The 16,450-nt window shown below is 68.0% G+C and carries 14 protein-coding genes and 1 tRNA gene; 7 read left to right on the plus strand and 8 right to left on the minus strand.

The features are described 5' to 3' along the window. Window positions 1-130 precede the first annotated feature (130 nt). The 3 genes from NO876_RS01975 to NO876_RS01985 all read left to right on the plus strand — a co-directional run bounded on the left by NO876_RS01975 (window position 131) and on the right by NO876_RS01985 (window position 2,681). Window positions 131-202 (plus strand) — tRNA-Ala (locus NO876_RS01975). 698 nt (window positions 203-900) lie between these two features. Continuing rightward, a complete protein-coding gene (locus tag NO876_RS17995; RefSeq protein WP_256419984.1) occupies window positions 901-2,058 on the plus strand; it encodes a right-handed parallel beta-helix repeat-containing protein in 1,158 nt (385 codons plus the stop codon). Between the two features lie 158 nt (window positions 2,059-2,216). Next, on the plus strand, window positions 2,217-2,681 hold the full coding sequence (locus NO876_RS01985) for a hypothetical protein (RefSeq protein ID WP_256419985.1): 465 nt from the start codon (window positions 2,217-2,219) through the stop codon (window positions 2,679-2,681). Between the two features lie 5 nt (window positions 2,682-2,686). Here the strand turns inward: NO876_RS01985 and NO876_RS01990 are convergent, their stop codons facing one another. From NO876_RS01990 to NO876_RS02010, 5 genes are all read right to left on the minus strand, one after another. After that, window positions 2,687-3,550: a hypothetical protein gene (locus tag NO876_RS01990; protein ID WP_256419986.1), complete on the minus strand. Its 864-nt coding sequence runs from the start codon at window positions 3,548-3,550 to the stop codon at window positions 2,687-2,689. A 147-nt stretch (window positions 3,551-3,697) separates the two neighbouring features. Then, a complete protein-coding gene (yciH, locus tag NO876_RS01995; protein WP_049985144.1) occupies window positions 3,698-3,991 on the minus strand; it encodes a stress response translation initiation inhibitor YciH in 294 nt (97 codons plus the stop codon). 141 nt (window positions 3,992-4,132) lie between these two features. Beyond that, entirely contained in the window at window positions 4,133-6,340 is a 2,208-nt protein-coding gene (locus NO876_RS02000) for a transglutaminase TgpA family protein (protein ID WP_256419987.1), read from the minus strand. Next, window positions 6,337-7,596 carry a DUF58 domain-containing protein gene (locus tag NO876_RS02005; RefSeq protein WP_256419988.1) on the minus strand — a complete coding sequence of 420 codons (1,260 nt, stop codon included), beginning with the start codon at window positions 7,594-7,596 and terminating at the stop codon, window positions 6,337-6,339. The genes NO876_RS02000 and NO876_RS02005 overlap by 4 nt, the downstream gene beginning before the upstream one ends. 51 nt (window positions 7,597-7,647) lie before the next feature. Next, entirely contained in the window at window positions 7,648-8,622 is a 975-nt protein-coding gene (locus NO876_RS02010; RefSeq protein WP_256419989.1) for an AAA family ATPase, read from the minus strand. A gap of 417 nt (window positions 8,623-9,039) precedes the next feature. Between NO876_RS02010 and mutS the strand changes: the two genes are divergently transcribed. Both mutS and mutL read left to right on the plus strand, forming a co-directional pair. Beyond that, window positions 9,040-11,841 carry a DNA mismatch repair protein MutS gene (mutS, locus tag NO876_RS02015; protein ID WP_256420243.1) on the plus strand — a complete coding sequence of 934 codons (2,802 nt, stop codon included), beginning with the start codon at window positions 9,040-9,042 and terminating at the stop codon, window positions 11,839-11,841. Continuing rightward, on the plus strand, window positions 11,834-13,546 hold the full coding sequence (mutL, locus tag NO876_RS02020; RefSeq protein ID WP_256419990.1) for a DNA mismatch repair endonuclease MutL: 1,713 nt from the start codon (window positions 11,834-11,836) through the stop codon (window positions 13,544-13,546). Before mutS ends, mutL begins: the two co-directional genes overlap by 8 nt. Before the next feature lie 36 nt (window positions 13,547-13,582). On the opposite strand, the gene NO876_RS02025 is transcribed toward mutL, so the two are convergent. After that, window positions 13,583-13,954 (minus strand): DUF7573 domain-containing protein, encoded by a 372-nt coding sequence (locus NO876_RS02025; RefSeq protein ID WP_256419991.1) that lies wholly within the window; start codon window positions 13,952-13,954, stop codon window positions 13,583-13,585. 91 nt (window positions 13,955-14,045) lie between these two features. Between NO876_RS02025 and NO876_RS02030 the strand changes: the two genes are divergently transcribed. Further along, window positions 14,046-14,291, plus strand: coding sequence for a DUF8024 family protein (locus NO876_RS02030; protein WP_256419992.1), 246 nt, complete (start codon window positions 14,046-14,048; stop codon window positions 14,289-14,291). A gap of 34 nt (window positions 14,292-14,325) precedes the next feature. Here the strand turns inward: NO876_RS02030 and NO876_RS02035 are convergent, their stop codons facing one another. Next, on the minus strand, window positions 14,326-15,078 hold the full coding sequence (locus tag NO876_RS02035; RefSeq protein ID WP_256419993.1) for a coenzyme F420-0:L-glutamate ligase: 753 nt from the start codon (window positions 15,076-15,078) through the stop codon (window positions 14,326-14,328). A 213-nt stretch (window positions 15,079-15,291) separates the two neighbouring features. On the opposite strand from NO876_RS02035, the gene NO876_RS02040 reads away from it, so the two are divergent. Continuing rightward, window positions 15,292-15,798: a metal-dependent hydrolase gene (locus tag NO876_RS02040; RefSeq protein WP_256419994.1), complete on the plus strand. Its 507-nt coding sequence runs from the start codon at window positions 15,292-15,294 to the stop codon at window positions 15,796-15,798. 92 nt (window positions 15,799-15,890) lie between these two features. Here the strand turns inward: NO876_RS02040 and NO876_RS02045 are convergent, their stop codons facing one another. Beyond that, window positions 15,891-16,406 (minus strand): metallophosphoesterase family protein, encoded by a 516-nt coding sequence (locus tag NO876_RS02045; RefSeq protein ID WP_256419995.1) that lies wholly within the window; start codon window positions 16,404-16,406, stop codon window positions 15,891-15,893. Window positions 16,407-16,450: the final 44 nt, after the last annotated feature.

Consider the following 16,450-nt stretch of genomic DNA (forward strand, 5'->3'; position numbering starts at 1 on the left):
GCGACGGCACAGGGTGTGGCGCTAAGGCGTCGACGTCACTTCGTGACGTCTCTTCGCCGTGGTGTGATCAGTACCCACGCGAGAGACGAAACAGAAGGTACAAATGACGCGCCGCCTTCGAACGTAATGCGGGCTCGTAGATCAGCGGTAGATCGCTTCCTTCGCAAGGAAGAGGCCCTGGGTTCAAATCCCAGCGAGTCCATCTAACTTTTCCGTCATTTCGAGTTCGTAGGTATTCCTGTCCCTTAGCCGCTGCACGCGGTATTTGCAGTAACGTATCATTTGCAAGTAACCTTGTTTCTAATCGAATTCCTAACGATCAGGAATCCATCCCACCGCTGTCTCCTGATTTGATAGAAGGAAACCGGGGGTGGCTCCGGTGAGAGCCAAACACCTGGCTAATGGTCTCATTCGTTACAATTTCCGGAGCTGTCGGGACGGCTGCGTCAATCATCGCACAAAATCCTGTACTCGGTATCTAGAATGTGAGGACTGCCACTCGGCTCCTGTCCTTGATCGAGGTGAACCCATTGATCGAGTTCATTTCGACCTCCTCTGGGCAATTCACGCGCTGCTTAGTGATCTCAATCTGTCACCGCACGCGGCAGAGCGCCCTCAACACACCGACACTCCGGAAGCCGTCTTCCACTAACGAGTGCAGGGGCCTCGATTTCGGGTGGATGTAACACATCCCCCCATCAGGGACTACCTTCTCGATGAACTCGAATCGGTAGCCGTTTGAAAGGAAATAACATAATAAATCATATGTTTACTATGCGGTTCGAGCGTTTTCCGCAAGACGCAATGTCGAAACAGCCACATCGCCGTCAGACGGGGCGCAGAACGATTCTCAAGGGTATCGGTGCGAGTGGCCTGAGTATCGTCGGGTTCGGGGGAACTGTGAGCGCACGACCCGGCCAGGGGAAATCAGAAGCGAAACGGTGTGACGTCGTCGTTCCGGACGACGAATCAACCATCCAGGATGGCGTCGACGCCGCCGATCCCGGCGATACGGTCTGTGTCGAGGGGTCAGAGAGCCCCTACACGGAGCAAGTGATCGTGAACAAGGATCTGAACCTGAAGGGGGTAAACGACCCGACGATTCAGGCCGTATCGCCGGAATCGTCGGCGACATTCACCGTTCCGGAGAGTGGGCCGAACTGGGAGCCGATCGTCTTTGCCTTTGGCGGAACCGAATCGGGCGGTAACGTCTCCGGCTCTGGGGTCGTCGACGTCGACGTTTCCGGATTCACCATCGACGGAAATGGTTCACAACCCAGCGCCAGGCGAAAACCCGCTATCCTCTTCCGGAACGTCGACGGTTCCATCTCGGACAACACGATGACGAACATAGGTGTCGGTGGAAAAGAGACGTTCGGCATTCTCGCCTACGGCGACTCCGACGTCAACGTTTCGAGCAACACCGTGCGTGAATACGAACGCGGTGGCATCGGTATCATCGGGGATGGTGGTGCCCATCCGTCCCCGACCGCCGATATTCGAGATAATATGGTGACGGGGTCCACCGGCATCGGTGAAGCGTGGGGTCCCAACGGGATTCAGATCGGATACGGCGCAACGGGGAATATTATCGGAAACGAAGTCAGCGACAACCGGTACGCTGAGGACGCGTTCACCGCGTCCGGAATCATCGTCTTCGAGAGCGACGGTGTTCAGATACGCGGAAACACCGTTACGAACAGCGACGTCGGTATCGCGTGTGGATCTTGGGGATGGTTCCGACCGACAGCAGAGAACACCCAAGTCGTGAAGAACGAAGTTCGAGAGGCAAATGCCGGCGTTCTGCTCCGTGCGGTCACGTACGATGGATACACCAACTACGATTCTTCCGTGAGCAACACCAAGGTCATCAATAACACGATCAGCGACCCGGACCCCGACGACGGCACCGGTGTCGCCGTCGAAGCGCTCGATCACGACCCTGATTACGACTCGACCGTCGACAACAACAAAGTCATCCGGAATTCGATCACGGGATTCGACAATCAGATCCTCGAAGGTGGAACCGGAACGAAAATTCAGGCCATCGAACCGTAGCGACGCGCTCTACGCATCCAAACCGCTTTCTCAACACATATCGTCTTCTTTTCGGCTCGGTTTCGTCGACCGTAGATTCGCTTTTGTGCCACTCCCGTTGACGGCCCGAAACGCTCTCCTCCAGTAGATTTTTCATACCGTTATCGAATCACGATACTATGGCTGTCCTCGTGTTCGGGGTGTGGCTGCTCCTGTGGGGTTTCGTCGGCGCGTCGCTCGTGATCGCCACGACGACGCCGCCGCCGACGTCTGTAATCGACTTCCTGTTGCAGGGACCGGGACAGGTCTACCTGGAGGGGGTTCTCGCGCTCCGGCAGTTCGCCCTCCTGACGACGATTTCCGCCCGGTTGACCGACTTCGGCTACGCCGTCGTGGCGATGGTGCCGTTGACCATCCACTTTTTGCTGGTCGGCCTCGCCGCCGACTGGGCGTCGGGGACGTCCTCCCGCGGTACCGGATTCGTCGAGATGATCTTCGTGATCGGGGTACCCCTCGCGATCCTCGCGTTGTTCGGCGCGGCCGCGCTCGAACTCGGCGCGCAGCTGCTCGTCGTCTCGATCATCGCTCTGGGCGTCGGATTCCTCACGCAGTTCTTCGCACGGGGGATCGCGGTACTCGGGTGATCCGTTCACGGGCGGCCGACCCGGTGGTGTCGCTGCCAGAGGTAATAGCCGCCCGCGGGGACCGACACCAGCCACAGGAGCGGTAGCAGGACGTTGAGCACGTGAACGACGGCGACGGCCGTCCACACCCGACGGTCGGGATGCCAATCGACGTCGCTCTCGTCGACGGCGCGCGCGTCGAGGTACAGCGAGAGGCTGAACACCGGAATGAGGAGGACGCCGAGGACTAACGCGAGCACGAGGGCGAACGGGAGCAGCGCGGCCAGCGCCGGAACCGTCTCATAGAGGAACGCCGCGTTCTCTTGGACGCCGATCGACGCGCCGACGATCGGAGCCGACACGAGCACCACGGCGTAGGCCGCGATCGTGAGCGCGACGCCGTAGTACCACCGCGAGACGCGCCCGGGTCGCCGCGATCCCGTCTCGTGGGTGGCGTCTGCCTCGCGGGAGGTGTCCTCGCCGTCGGTATCGTACCACCCGTCACCGTCGTAGACGTCGCTCGCGACATCGCCGGACGTATCGGTGGAGCGCCACCGTCGCAACAGGTACGCCGAGCCGACGAGGAGGAGCAGCGGCGAATCGACGAGGGCGAGTTCCGCGATGGGGACCACGACACCGACGGCGCCCCAGAGCCGATAGTTCGGCGACCACGACTCCGCGCTCCGGGCGACAGCGCGGGCGTCGAAAAACAGCGACGCCGCGAACACGGGGAGCAACAGCATACTCACCAGGACGAACACCGCGGGGACGAAATCGAACGCCGTCGGCGATCCGCCCGATTCCGGGAACAGCAGCTCGAGACCGAGCCAGCCGAGAACTTCGAGCAGCGGGGGGAGGGCGACGCCGACCCACCAGTCCGAGTCGACCATACGAGTGACGCGGACGCGATCGGCAGAACGCTTTCGGTCTCGCTTTTCGCCGGCCGTTCAGTCGTCGGAGACGGAACTGCCGCTCGTCAGATGAGAGGTGTGAGAAATCGCCCGACGCGCGGAGCGCAGGTAGCGGTCAGGTACCGATCACGCGACGTTGAAGCCCTTGTCGCGGAGGAAGTCCTCGACGCGACCGGTGTGGTTCCCCTGGAGTTCGATCGACCCGTCCTCGACGGTGCCGCCGCAGGCGAACTTCGACTTCAGATCCGAGGACAGGCTGTCCATGTCTACGTCCTTGGGGTCGAACCCTTCGATGACCGTTACCTCTTTTCCGTAGCGGCGCTCGTCGATGCGGATGGTGATCTCCTGGGACTCTTTGGCGACGTCCTCGCAGACGCAAAGTTCCTCAGGGAGTCCGCACGTCGAGCAGACTTCCGACATTACAGTCCGAAACTACAAGATGGGGATATTAAACAGTATCGGGACCCCGCGGCGGTCACGCGTCACCGCTGCGCTCGCTGCTCGGCCACGTGACGCCCTTCGCCGGCGGGACGGACGCCGAAGCGAACCGGGGCGAACGATTCATCGAAGCCATCGAACGATCGGCGTCGACGCGCGAACCAGCCGGTCTACCGTCGAAACCGCCTCGTCGGCGTCGCTCTCTGTGACGCCGTCGCCGTATCGCGCTCGTTCGTACAGTTCGACGACCCGCCTGATCTCCGCTTCCGAACGCGACTCGCTCGGCGGCAACGATCCGACGTAGGCCCGCGGCGTCTCCCCCGGACGACGCGCTCGGTATTCCCGTTCGAGGAGGACGCTCAGTCGGTCGTAGGCGCGACGAACGTCGGATTCGGGATCGCGGCGACGCTGGAACTGGACGGAGAGCAGCCCGATCGCCCGCTCCGCCACAGTGGTTCGGCGTGCCCCCGCAACGACGCCGACGAGTCCGATCAGCGCGACCACGAGCGTCCGCCGCGTTGGCATCGTCGAGAAGGGGCTCTCCCCGCGGTCCGATGGGCCCGCGGTCGGCACACCGGCAGAGGGCACGTCGGCGGGGGCCTGCGTCCCGTTCGTCGGGTTCGCGGTCGTGATCTCGCCCGGCGTCGCCGGGGTCTCTTCTCCGGTGCCGTTCGCGGTTTCGGCGTCGTCGACCGTCATCGGGGTCGTTCCGTTCGGCTCGCCGTACTCGATGTTCTCGACGCCGCTCTGCTGTGCCTCGGCGATCCGGGCGTCCTCCGCGGTCTGTCGCGGCCCCGACGGCGTCGGGTCGAACCGGACCCACCCGGTGTCGGGGAAGTAGACCTCGACCCACGCGTGGGAGTCGAGGCCGCGGACGACGTGCGTGCCGTTGCCGACGTCCTCGCCCGGAGTGTACCCGGTCACGAAGCGCGCCGGCACGCCCTGCGAGCGGAGCATCACGACCATCGTCGTCGCGTAGTAGGTGCAGTAGCCGGCGTCCATCTCGAAGAGGAACGCGTCGGCGACGTCACCGGTCGGCCGCGGGACGCTGAGCGAGTACTCCTTGTTCTCCTCCAGATACGACTCGATCGCGACGGCCTTGTCGTAGGGCGTTTCCTCCTCACCGGCGACCGTCTCGGCCCGCTCGCGGACGCGGTCGGTCGTGCTCTCGGGCAACTGGAGGTACGACGCGGTCACCCGGTCGGGGTAGTCGGTCCCCGCCGCTCGGAGCCGATCGGTCGTCGCGTTCGGCACGCGGCTGGTGACCGTGTAGTTCTCGCCGGGCAGCAGCGTCGTCTCCGGGCGGACCCCGCCCTGGGGAGTGACGACCGCCTCGGACGCCACCGCGCCCTCGACCTCGACGGGTTTCCACGCCGCCGGTAGGATCGATATCGGTGCCTCCGCGGTGACGGTCTGCTCGAGTTCCCGGTCCGGTCCAGGTGGGCCCTGAAGCGGGCCCTCGTACGGTCGCACGTCGCCCGTCCGGATCCAACCGTCGCCCGTGTAGCGGTCGTACGCGGCCGTCTGCCAGTACTCGGACCGGGCGCTCTCGACGGTGAACCGCACGTCCGGGGAGAGCCGGATGCTCCCGACGATGTCGACGTCGTCCTCGGCGTCGACGATACTTCCCTCGACGGTCGGCGCGCCGCGGTCCGGCAGGAGCGGCGCCCCCGCCGCCCCCGGCACGACCGAGAACGTCGCCGAGACGACGATCATCGCCGCGAGAAGCGCCGTCAACACGTCCGCCTGCGCCAGGCCGCTGCCGTGGCGTTCGAACGTCGACGCCGCGACCGTCGCCGTCGCACCGAGCACCCCGACGACGGTCGTGAGGGCGTCGGCGTCGCCGGTCAACACGACGAGCGCGAGCGCGAGGCTCCCGGCGACCACCGCCGAGACGTACCGCCGCCTCACCGCGAGGTACCACGAGAGGAAGACCGGACCGGGGACGACGGCGATCGCCCACACCCCCGCACCGACGAGTCGGAGGACCGAAAGCCCCGTCAGCAGGGCCAGGGTATCGTTGAGCACGCGCTCGGGCGTCAGCAACGCCACCTGGCTCTGCGGCAGCGTGACGAGGTACGCCAGAAGCCCCAGAAACAGGAGTCCCGAGGTGACACCCAGCGCGACGCGGACGCCGACGTACCGCCCCACGAGCGTCGCGAGCGCCAGCGACGCGGCAACGACGGCGACGAACTCCGCGCTCCCGCCGACGACGTCCGTGACGCGCCACAGGACGCTCGCGTAGGCCCCGGTCAGCGCTGTCAGGCCGACGAACGCGAGGGCCCGTGCGCCGTCGACGTGTCGCAGCCGGCCGTCCGGAACCGAACTCATCTGTACACCTCCCGGGAGCCGCGTTCATCTGCACGCCCTCGACCCCCGAAGGTGGACGTCGTTTCCTGACCTACGGCGGATCCAGTGGCTCTCTCTTCGGGCTCGGCAGATTCAGTGACTCCCTCGTCGGACTCGGCGGACCCGGAAGCCCGCTCCCCGGCGGCGTCGCCTCCGTCGACCAGCGTCTCGAAATCGTGTCTCCGGCCGTCGAACCGGACGGCCGTCGAATCGGTTCCGGCGACGATTTCGACGTCGGCAGGCCCCGCGGGAACTGCGCCGCCTTCGACGACGGCGAGGTGGTCGAGCAGTTCACGGTGTCGGCCGGCGGTCGCCTCCACCGTTCCGGACGGAGTCACCAATGTGACGCCCGCCCCGTCGCGAACGAGCGCGAGACACACCGACGCGGCCGCCTCTGCCATCGCGTCGGCTGCGCCGTCGTTTTCCGTCCGCTCACCGCCGTTTTCCGTCCGCTCATCGTCGCCTCTCGCCCGATCCGTGACGGTTCCGGCGGCGACGGTGACGTGCTCGGGATCGGCGTCGGCGGTGAACTCCCTGACCACGAGGTCGTCGCGCTTCGCCGAGGACTTCCAGTGGACGTCTCTGAGCGCGTCGCCCCGAACGTACTCACGCAGGCCGTCGAACTCGTCGCGCCCCGCCGCCGAGCGGGACCGAGACACCGCCCTGAGATCCGCCCGGACGGCGCCCGACAGCGACCGAACGCGCGGGAAGGCGACCAGCCCGTCACGCGTCTCGACCTCGTGGGTCCGCTCGACGAGTCCGAGGACGTCCGTCGCGACGACCGACGCGGGACCGATCTCGTGTTCGCCGCGGCGCTTCGGAGTGACCCCGTAGGCGACGGCGTCGCCGCCGACAGTCGCTTCGATCACCGCCTCCCGACCGCCAGCGGTCGTCGTTTCGTCGCCGACCGTCGCCGTTTCGCCGTCGGCGTCTCTCGCTTCGTTCCGAACGCCGGTCGGGAGACGGTCTCTGACCGTAGCTGGGTAGGGATCCGGTGCGTCGAGGACCAATTCGACGACGCCAGTCGTTCCGACCTCGTCTGCGGGCGGGAGGCGTCTCTCGATCGACGGTTTCGGCGTTCGCCAGACCTGGACGACCGCCGCGACCAGCGCGACCGCGATCGGGAGTACGACGGCGTCGAGCGTCCGCGGCCCGAACGCTGCACCGGCGGCGAGCGCACCGGTCCCTACGGCGAGGATCGCGTACCCCCGTCGCGTCGGCCTGAGGTTCGGCGTCATTTCGTTTCGCTCCGATTCGTTGGATTCCGATTCTCCACTCGCGCCTCTCGTTCACTCGACGGCGACGTCTTCGAGCGCTCGCTCGACGATCTCCCCGCCGTCGACCGCCGAGTCCGTCCGGATCCGGTGGCTCAACACCGTCGGTGCCTCCGTCTTGACGTCGTCGGGGAGGACGTAGCCGCGGCCCTCGAACATCGCACGGGCCTGCGACGCGCGGACGAGCGCGATCGCCCCGCGCGGACTCGCACCCAGACGGGCGTGTTCCCGGGTGTACCCCGCCAGCCGCGAGACGTACGCGCGGACCGGCTCGCGCACGGTGATACCGGCGACGGTCTCGCGGGCGCGGCGGACGTCCCCGACGGTGGCCACCGCACCGAGCGACTCGATGGGGTGCTCGCCGGCGACCCGCCCGAGCAACTCCGTCTCCTCGGCCTCGGTCGGATAGCCGAGGCGGATCTTCTTCGTGAAGCGATCGACCTCGGCGACCGGCAGTTCGTAGGTCCGGCCGGGCTCGACGTCGTTCTGCGTCGCGATGACGGTGAAGGGATCGGGCACGGGGTGAGTCTCGCCGTCGACGGTCACCTGCCCCTCGGCCATCACCTCCAGCAGCGCCGCCTGGGTCTTCGGCGGCGCGCGGTTGATCTCGTCCCCGAGGACGACGTTCGCGAACACCGGGCCGGGCTGGAACTCGAACTCGCGGGTCTTCTCGTTGAACACGCTCACGCCGGTCACGTCGGAGGGGAGGAGGTCGGGCGTGAACTGTACGCGGTTGAACGAGCAGTCCAGCGAGGTCGCCACCGACCGCGCGAGCATCGTCTTGCCGACGCCGGGGACGTCTTCGAGCAGGAGGTTGCCGCGGGCGAAGAGCGTGATCAGGATGTGTTCGATGGCGTCGCGGTGACCGACGATGACGCGCTCGACGTTGTCGACGATTCGGGTCGTCAGTGCGGTCGCTTCGTCGATGTCGAGCGGTGAGACCGAACTCGATCGCGGTTCGGAGTCTGGGACGGCGTCTGCGTCAGTCATGGATAGGGCCAACGTGCGTGCGTCGGGGCCGCGCTCTCCGATCCGCCCCGTCACGCTGTCGTGGGTCCCTAACGTCCGCGTACAGGTAACTCTGCTGGGCGTCACGGACCGATTCGACCGTCCCATCCGGGGGCCCGGTACCGCTCTCGTCGCGACCCCGCCGCCCACGTTTCGCGGTCGGCTTCCCGTCCGCTTTTGGTGTTCGACCGCCGTCCGATAGGTATGGAACGGGCGGAGTCCGGCACGGACTGCGAGACGGACGAGCACGTCGGCAGCGACGACGTCGATTCCGACGGAGCCACGGGACCTGACGGGACCGCTGGAGCCGACGGAGCCGGCGGGGCATCGGAGGCCGACGCGTCGGCGACGCCCGACGCGGACGAGGAGTCGCCCCGCCCCGAGGGACCGCCCGAGAAGATGCTCGCGCGGCGGGAGGAACTCACGCCGATGCTCTCGCAGTACCTCGATCTCTGTGTGGCCCACCCGGACGCGCTCGTGCTCTTTCAGGTGGGCGACTTCTACGAGGCGTTCTGCGAGGCCGCCGAGACGGTCGCCCGGGTCTGCGAAGTGACGCTCACCCAGCGGGAGGACTCGACGGGCACGTACCCGATGGCGGGGATCCCGATCGACAACGCGGCGTCGTACCTCCAGTCGCTGCTCGACGCGGACTTCCGCGTCGCGATCGCCGATCAGGTCGAGGACGCCGAGGAGGCCTCGGGGCTGGTCGACCGGGCGGTGACGAACGTCGTCACCCCCGGCACCGTCGTCGACGACGAACTGCTCGACCGCGCGAGCGCGACGTACCTCGGCGCGTTCGTCGGCGGCGAGAGCAGAGGCGAGGACGGGCCGGAAACGACCGACAGCGACGCGGCCGCACTCGCGACGCTCGACGTCTCGACCGGCGAGTGCCAGGTGACGAGCGCCTCCGACGACCGGATCCGTGACGAACTCGAACGCCTCGCGCCGGCGGAACTCCTCGTCTCCCCGACGACCGACGTCGATCCCGCGGCGCTCGGATTCGAGACGATGGTGACCGACCACGAGGCGGCGGCATTCGACCTCGATGGCGCGGACGAGACGCTCTCGGCGTACGTCGCGGAGCCGACGGCCGTGCTCGACTCGACGGCCGAACGCCGCGCCGTCGGCGCGCTCTTGGCGTACGCGGAGTACACCCAGGGCGGCGACGGCGCGCTCTCGTACGTCTCGCGGGTCCGGCGGTACGACCTGCGGCGGTCGCTCCGCCTCGACGCCAACGCGATGCGCAGCCTCGAACTGTTCGAGTCGCGCCACCCCGGTCGCGGCGAGACGCTGCTCGACACGCTCGATCGAACCGCGTGTGCGCCCGGCCGCCGGAAACTGGAGACGTGGCTCCGTCGGCCGCTGATCGACCGGGGAGAAATCGAGCGCCGACACGACGCCGTCGGAGAACTGCTCGACCGACCGCTCGCGCGGGAGACGGTTCGCGACCACCTCGCGGGGGTGTACGACCTCGAACGCCTGGCCGCGCGGGTCTCTCGCGAGCGAGCGAACGCCCGCGACCTCCGCTCGCTGCAGGCGACGCTCGACGTCGTCCCGGAAATAAAGGCCGCGCTCGACGAGGCCGAGTCGGCGGCGCTCTGTGACCTCCGCGAGTCGCTCGACGAGCTTCGCGAGGTCCGCGACCTGATCGACCGGGCGATCGTCTCCGATCCGCCGCAGGAGATCACCGAGGGCGGGGTGATCCGCGAAGGATTCGACGACGAACTCGACGAGATCCGCGCGACCGAGCGCGACGGCCGCGACTGGGTCTCCGCGCTGGAGGAACGCGAGCGCGAGCGGACTGGGATCGACTCTCTCGAAGTCGGGTACAACCAGGTCCACGGCTACTACATCGAGGTGACGAACCCGAACCTGGACCGCGTCCCCGACGACTACACCCGGCGGCAGACGCTGAAGAACGCCGAGCGGTTCTACACGCCCGAGTTAAAACGCCGCGAGGACGAGATCCTCTCGGCGGCCGAGCGCGCCGACGCCCTGGAGTACGAGGTGTTCTGCGAGGTGCGCGCCCGGGTCGCCGAGGCGACCGACAGACTCCAGTCGCTCGCGGAGGCGCTCGCTCGGCTCGACGTCCTGGCCGCTTTCGCCGCCGTCGCCGCGAGCGAGCACTACGCCCGCCCCGAGATGGGCGCGGAGACGCTGCGGATCGAGGAGGGTCGGCACCCGGTCGTCGAGCGGACGCAGGCGGAGTTCGTCCCCAACGGCGTCGACTTCTCCGCCGGCCACGTCGCCGTCGTCACGGGCCCGAACATGAGCGGGAAATCGACGTATATGCGTCAGGTCGCGCTCATCGCGCTGCTCGCGCAGGCCGGGTCGTTCGTCCCCGCGACGTCGGCGGAACTCCCCGTCCTCGATCGCATCTTCACCCGGGTCGGCGCGTCCGACGACATCGCCGGCGGCCAGTCGACGTTTATGCGCGAGATGTCGGAGCTGACCGACATCCTCCACGACGCCACCGAGGACTCGCTGGTCCTCCTCGACGAGGTCGGCCGCGGCACCTCGACGGCCGACGGCCTCGCCATCGCCCGCGCGACGACGGAGTTCGTCCACGACGAGGTGGGCGCGACGACCCTGTTCGCGACGCACTACCACGATCTGACCGGGCTGGCCGAGGAGTTGCCGAACGCGTTCAACCTCCACTTCACCGTGAGCAAGCGCGGTGAGGGGCGGGAGTCGGCGACGGCTGACGCGGGTCCCGATTCCGCGACCGACTCGGACGTCACCTTCCTCCACCGCGTCGCCGAGGGGCCGTCGTCGTCGTCGTACGGCGTCGAGGTCGCGAAGCTCGCCGGGGTTCCCGATCGAGTGGTCGAACGGGCCAGAGCGTACGTTCGGGAGTCGTCGCCGGGGAGCCAACCGGAGCCGCGGGAATCCGAGCCGCCGAGCGCGTTGCCGACGGAAGCGGAGTCGACGAGAGCAGAGTCGACGGAAGCAGAGTCGACGGAGGTGCACGCGACGGATACGGCGTCGAACGGCCGGGACGACACGCTCGCCGCCTACGTCGACGGGATCGACGAGTCCGGAGACGCCCGGCGACGCGATGGGACCGATTCCGAGCGCGCCGGACCCACCGACGCCGAGCGCGCCGTCCTCGAGGAACTCCGCGACGTCGACGTCGCCCGGACGACGCCGCTCGAAGCGCTCAACACGCTGGAGGACCTACGACGCAGACTGGATGAGTGACGATTCGCCGGGGTCGGCGGCCGCCGATCGCCCCGTTCGACGCCTCGACGACGCCACGGTCGCGAGCGTCGCCGCCGGCGAGGTGATCACCCGGCCGGCCGACGTCGTCGTCGAACTGGTCGAGAACGCGCTGGACGCGGGCGCGACCCGGATCGACGTCGACGTCGCGGGCGACGGCACCGAGCGGATCCGCGTGAGCGACGACGGCCGCGGGATGAGCCGACGGGACGCCGAACTCGCGGTCGAGCGCCACACCACGAGCAAACTCGCCCCCGACGCCGCGGTCTCCGCGGTCGACACGCTCGGCTTCCGGGGCGAGGCGCTCGCGAGCGTCGCGACGGTCGCGCGCCTCGAACTCCGGACGAACGACGGCGGCCCGCGCGGGACCCGCGTCGTCGCCGAGTTCGCGCCCGACGCGGCGAAGACGGAGCCCGTCGGTCGAGGGCGGGGGACGACGGTCACCGTCAGAGATCTGTTCGCCGAGACGCCCGCCCGTCGGGAGTCGCTGGGAGCCTCGCGCACCGAGTTCGCGCGCGTGAGCGACGCCCTCTCCCGGTACGCCCTCGTCCGTCCGGACGTCGCGCTCTCGCTGACTCACGACGGCTCGCCGGTGTTCTCGACACCCGGCACGGGCGAGTACGACGACGCGCTCCTCGGTGTCTACGACCGCGAGGTCGCCGGACGGGCGTCCGAGTTCGACGCCGCGCGGCGCGTCGATTCGGAAGTGGTCGACGCGGCCGAATGCGGCGAGATCAGACTCACCGGGTCGTTGGTGCCGCCGTCGATCACCCGCGCGCGCCGGGATCACGTCTACGTCGCCGTCGACGGCCGGCCCGTTCGCGACGAGCGACTGCAGCGCGCCGTCGCCGCGGGGTACGGGGACCTGCTACCGGACGACCGCGCGCCGATCGCCGTCGTCTCGGTCTCGCTGCCGGAGTCGTGGGCGGATCACAACGTCCACCCTCGAAAGCGGCACGTCCGACTCCGCGATCCCGACGCGGTCGAGGACGCGGTCGAATCGGCCGTCCGCGACGCGCTCTCGACGGTCGACCGTCGGCGGAGCGAGGACCTCGCGATGGACCTCGGCGACTCGCTGGAACCGCTTTCGGACGCCGAGTCCGCCTTCGGGGACGTCTCCGTCATCGGGCGGTTCCGAGACCTCTACCTCCTCTGTGAGCGCGAGGACGACCTCCTCGTCGTCGACCAGCACGCGGCCCACGAACGGATCAACTACGAGCGGCTCCGCGCTGCCGTCGACGGCGAGACGCCGACCGCGACGGTCGATCCGCCGGCGCGCGTCGAACTGACGCCGGCGCAGTACGCGACGGTCCAGTCCTCGAACGCCGAACTGGCCGCGCTCGGCTACGACCTCGACCCGTTCGGCGAGACGACGGTGCGCGTCCGGTCGGTCCCCGCGCCGATGGGACGGGCGGCCGCCCCCGAGAGCGTCCGCGACGCCGCCGACGCGATCCGCGGGGGGACGACGCCGGACACCGGCCGCGAGGAGCTGTTGAAGGATCTCGCGTGCCACCCGTCGCTGAAGGCCGGCGACGGACTCACCGACGAGCGGGCCGCGGCGCTCGTCGAGCGCCTCGGCGCGTGTGAGAACCCCTACGCCTGCCCGCACGGTCGCCCGACCGTGCTCGCCGTCGAGGAGGCGACGCTCGTGCGCGGGTTCGGGAGGCGGGGGACGCGGCTGGAGTGACCCAGGTCCGGGAACGCACTCAGAGCCCGACGCCCCTCACCACTCCTTGCAGTCCGCACAGACGCGCTTGTCGCCCTGTATCCACACGCGATCGACGGGTCGGCCGCAGTCGGGGCACTCGACGCCCTCGGGATCCCACTGGTACGTCGCCGTCGCGGGTTCGACCTCGGTGTCCCCGGTCGAAGCGGCCGATCTGTCGCCCCCGACGTCGGTCGATTTCTCGGCCGGATCCTGGGTCTCTTTGTCGGTCGGTTCCTGGGCCTGTTCGTCATCTGACCCGTCTGTTTTGTCCCCGCTGTCCCCTGAATTACCGTTCTCGTCCGCTGTCGACGCTTGGTCCGCCGCGTCACTTGCTGCGTCGCTCGCCGCGTCGACCGCGAACTCGTCCAGCGAGCGATCTCGCGCCATATCCGACCGAAGCGACGGCAGCGGCTTAGCGGTGGCGACTCCGCGAGGCGGCGTTCCGTACACACATATACGATGAGGTTCAATTCCGGATATGGTCACGGTCATCGACTTCGTCGTGCAGTTGCTCACGAGCGTCGTCAGCCTCGTCGAGATATTCCTCACCGACGTCCTCCTCGGCGTCGACCCGATCACCGCGCTCTCCTTCCTGATCGGGGCCGGCCTGACGACCGCCGCGGTCGTCTTTTTCGCGTATCTCGCGCTGGGCGCGCTGGTGAATCAGCTGACCGGTCTGGGGTCGAGTGCGCGCGAGTCGGCCCCCGAGCGCGCCGCGCGGTAACCGCGGTTCGCCTCGCGTCACCCCTTGGCTCCTCTCATTCGCTGGACCACGCGCGGATCGCCCGCCGGACCACGTCGGTCTCGACCTCGCGGAAGTGCGCGTCGTGCTCGCCGTGGTCTCCCCACTCGAAGTCGCGGACGACCACCACGGGCGTTCCGCCGTCGCCCTCGCCGGCGAGGAGGTTCGCCGCCGCGGCGAGTTCGTCGACGACGTTCTCGACGGCGACTGAGAGTTCGCGGCCGCCGCGGTCGGTCTCGCCGCGCCAGTCGCGGCCGGGGGCGAGGCCGGCCCAGCCGATCCCCACGCCGCGCTGCCCCTCCCGGAACGGCCGCCCGCAGGTGTCGGTGACGATCACCCGATCGGCGGGGAGTCCCTCGCGGATCCGTGCGGCGCTCTCGGACGGTCGTTCCGGCAGCAACAGCAGATCGCCGTCCGACAGGTTCGAACGATCGATCCCGGCGTTGACGCCGATGTGTCCGAAGCGCGTCTCCGTCAGGAGGAACGGGGTTTCTAAGAGCACCTCGACGCTCTCCTCGAGGACGGCCTGTGCGAACCGGGGATCCGTCTTCTCGCCGGTGCGTTCTTCGAGATTCGCGGCGATCTCTCGCGCCCGCGGGCCGGCCGGAAACTCAGCGAGGTCGGCGCTCCGACCCTCGGACTTCGAGACCACCGTCGAGGCGACGCAGACGACGTCGTCAGGGCCGAGGTCGGCGCGCTCGCGGATCAGCGCCGCGAGGTCGTGCCCCGGGCGCACCTCGGGGAGGTCGGGGACGGCGAACAGTTCCATACGGCGAAGAGCGCGTCGGCCGACAAAAAGCGAACAGGTGCGGGCCAGCGTCGCCGGTATGTCACGCCGATTGCCGCGACGCTACCGTCTGCCCACAGTCGCGCGTTTGCCGACCGCTGGCAGTATCGATCCGCTGCACGCGGACCGCCGATTGGATGGCCGGTCCGTCCGTGCGAAACTGTTTACCTCCTCTCGATCCGAGATGCGCCAGATATGTTCCCGTTAGAGCACTTCGTCGTCGCCGCTCTCCCCGTGCTGGCGTACGTGTTGCTACGGGACAGACGACTACCCACGCCCCGCGTCGTGGCACTGGTCTTCGTCGGCAGCCAGTTTCCGGACCTGATCGACAAGCCGCTGGCCCATCAGTTCGGTCTCATCCCCTCCGGACGGGTGTTTATGCACTCGCTGCCCGTCGCGATCCCGTTTCTCCTGGTCGTCGCTCTCTACGGGTGGAAAACCGACCGAACCAGGCTGAGTTCGACGTTCGCGTTCGCACACCTGTCGCATCTACTTGCGGATAATTACAAACCAATGCTAGGCCCGAACCCGACGATCTCACCCGATCTCCTGTGGCCGTTCAGCCAGCCGGTGACGCGCTCGGCGGTTCCCCACTGGGCGGGTGCGGGCGGCATCAACGTCCGCCTCTGGGCGCTCTTCTCGGTCGTCGTGCTCTCCATCCTGACGTACGTCGTGATCGCCGACGTCAGAGAACAGTTCTGAGCCCGCGATAGTTCCCCTCGAAACGGTGCCCCGATCGATCTCTCCGACCACTCCGATTTGCTCTCCAGTGCGATGGAGCCGTGGAACGCCCGCTACTCGCCCTCGTCGCTGTGCAGCGTCACCGACACCGATGCGCCGTCGACCGTCGCGACGTACATCGTCGCCTCCGACCCGGGCGGTGCGCCCGTCGCGGTGCCGGGATTGAGCAGTCGAACCCCGTCGACGACCTCGTCGAGGGTCTCGTGGGTGTGTCCCGAGACCCCGAGCGCCTCCGGGCCCGCTTCCTCCCGAACCGTCCCGGCGACCCGAGATCGGTAGCCACGTCGAGGGCCCGCTCCGTGCGTGACGACGAACGTGGCGTCCTCCACGCGGAGCCTCTCGACGACCGGCAGGTCGAACGAGCCGGGGTCGATGTTGCCGACGACGGCCGTGAGCGACTTCTCGCCGCCGGCCAGTTCGACGATCCGGTCGTACGCCTCCGCGCTGTCGAAGTCGCCGGCGTGGACGACGTGGTCTGCGGCGCGGATTCGGTCTTGGACCCACGTCGGAATCGCGTCGGCGCGGGACGGCACGTGCGTGTCGCTGACGAGCGCGAGTTCGACGGCCATACCGGGTACAGGGAATCGACCGAAAAGACGTTTCGGCCCGAGCG

It is taken from the genome of Halobellus rarus (assembly GCF_024494595.1).
In the GTDB taxonomy this organism is placed as follows: Archaea; Halobacteriota; Halobacteria; order Halobacteriales; family Haloferacaceae; genus Haloquadratum; species Haloquadratum rarum.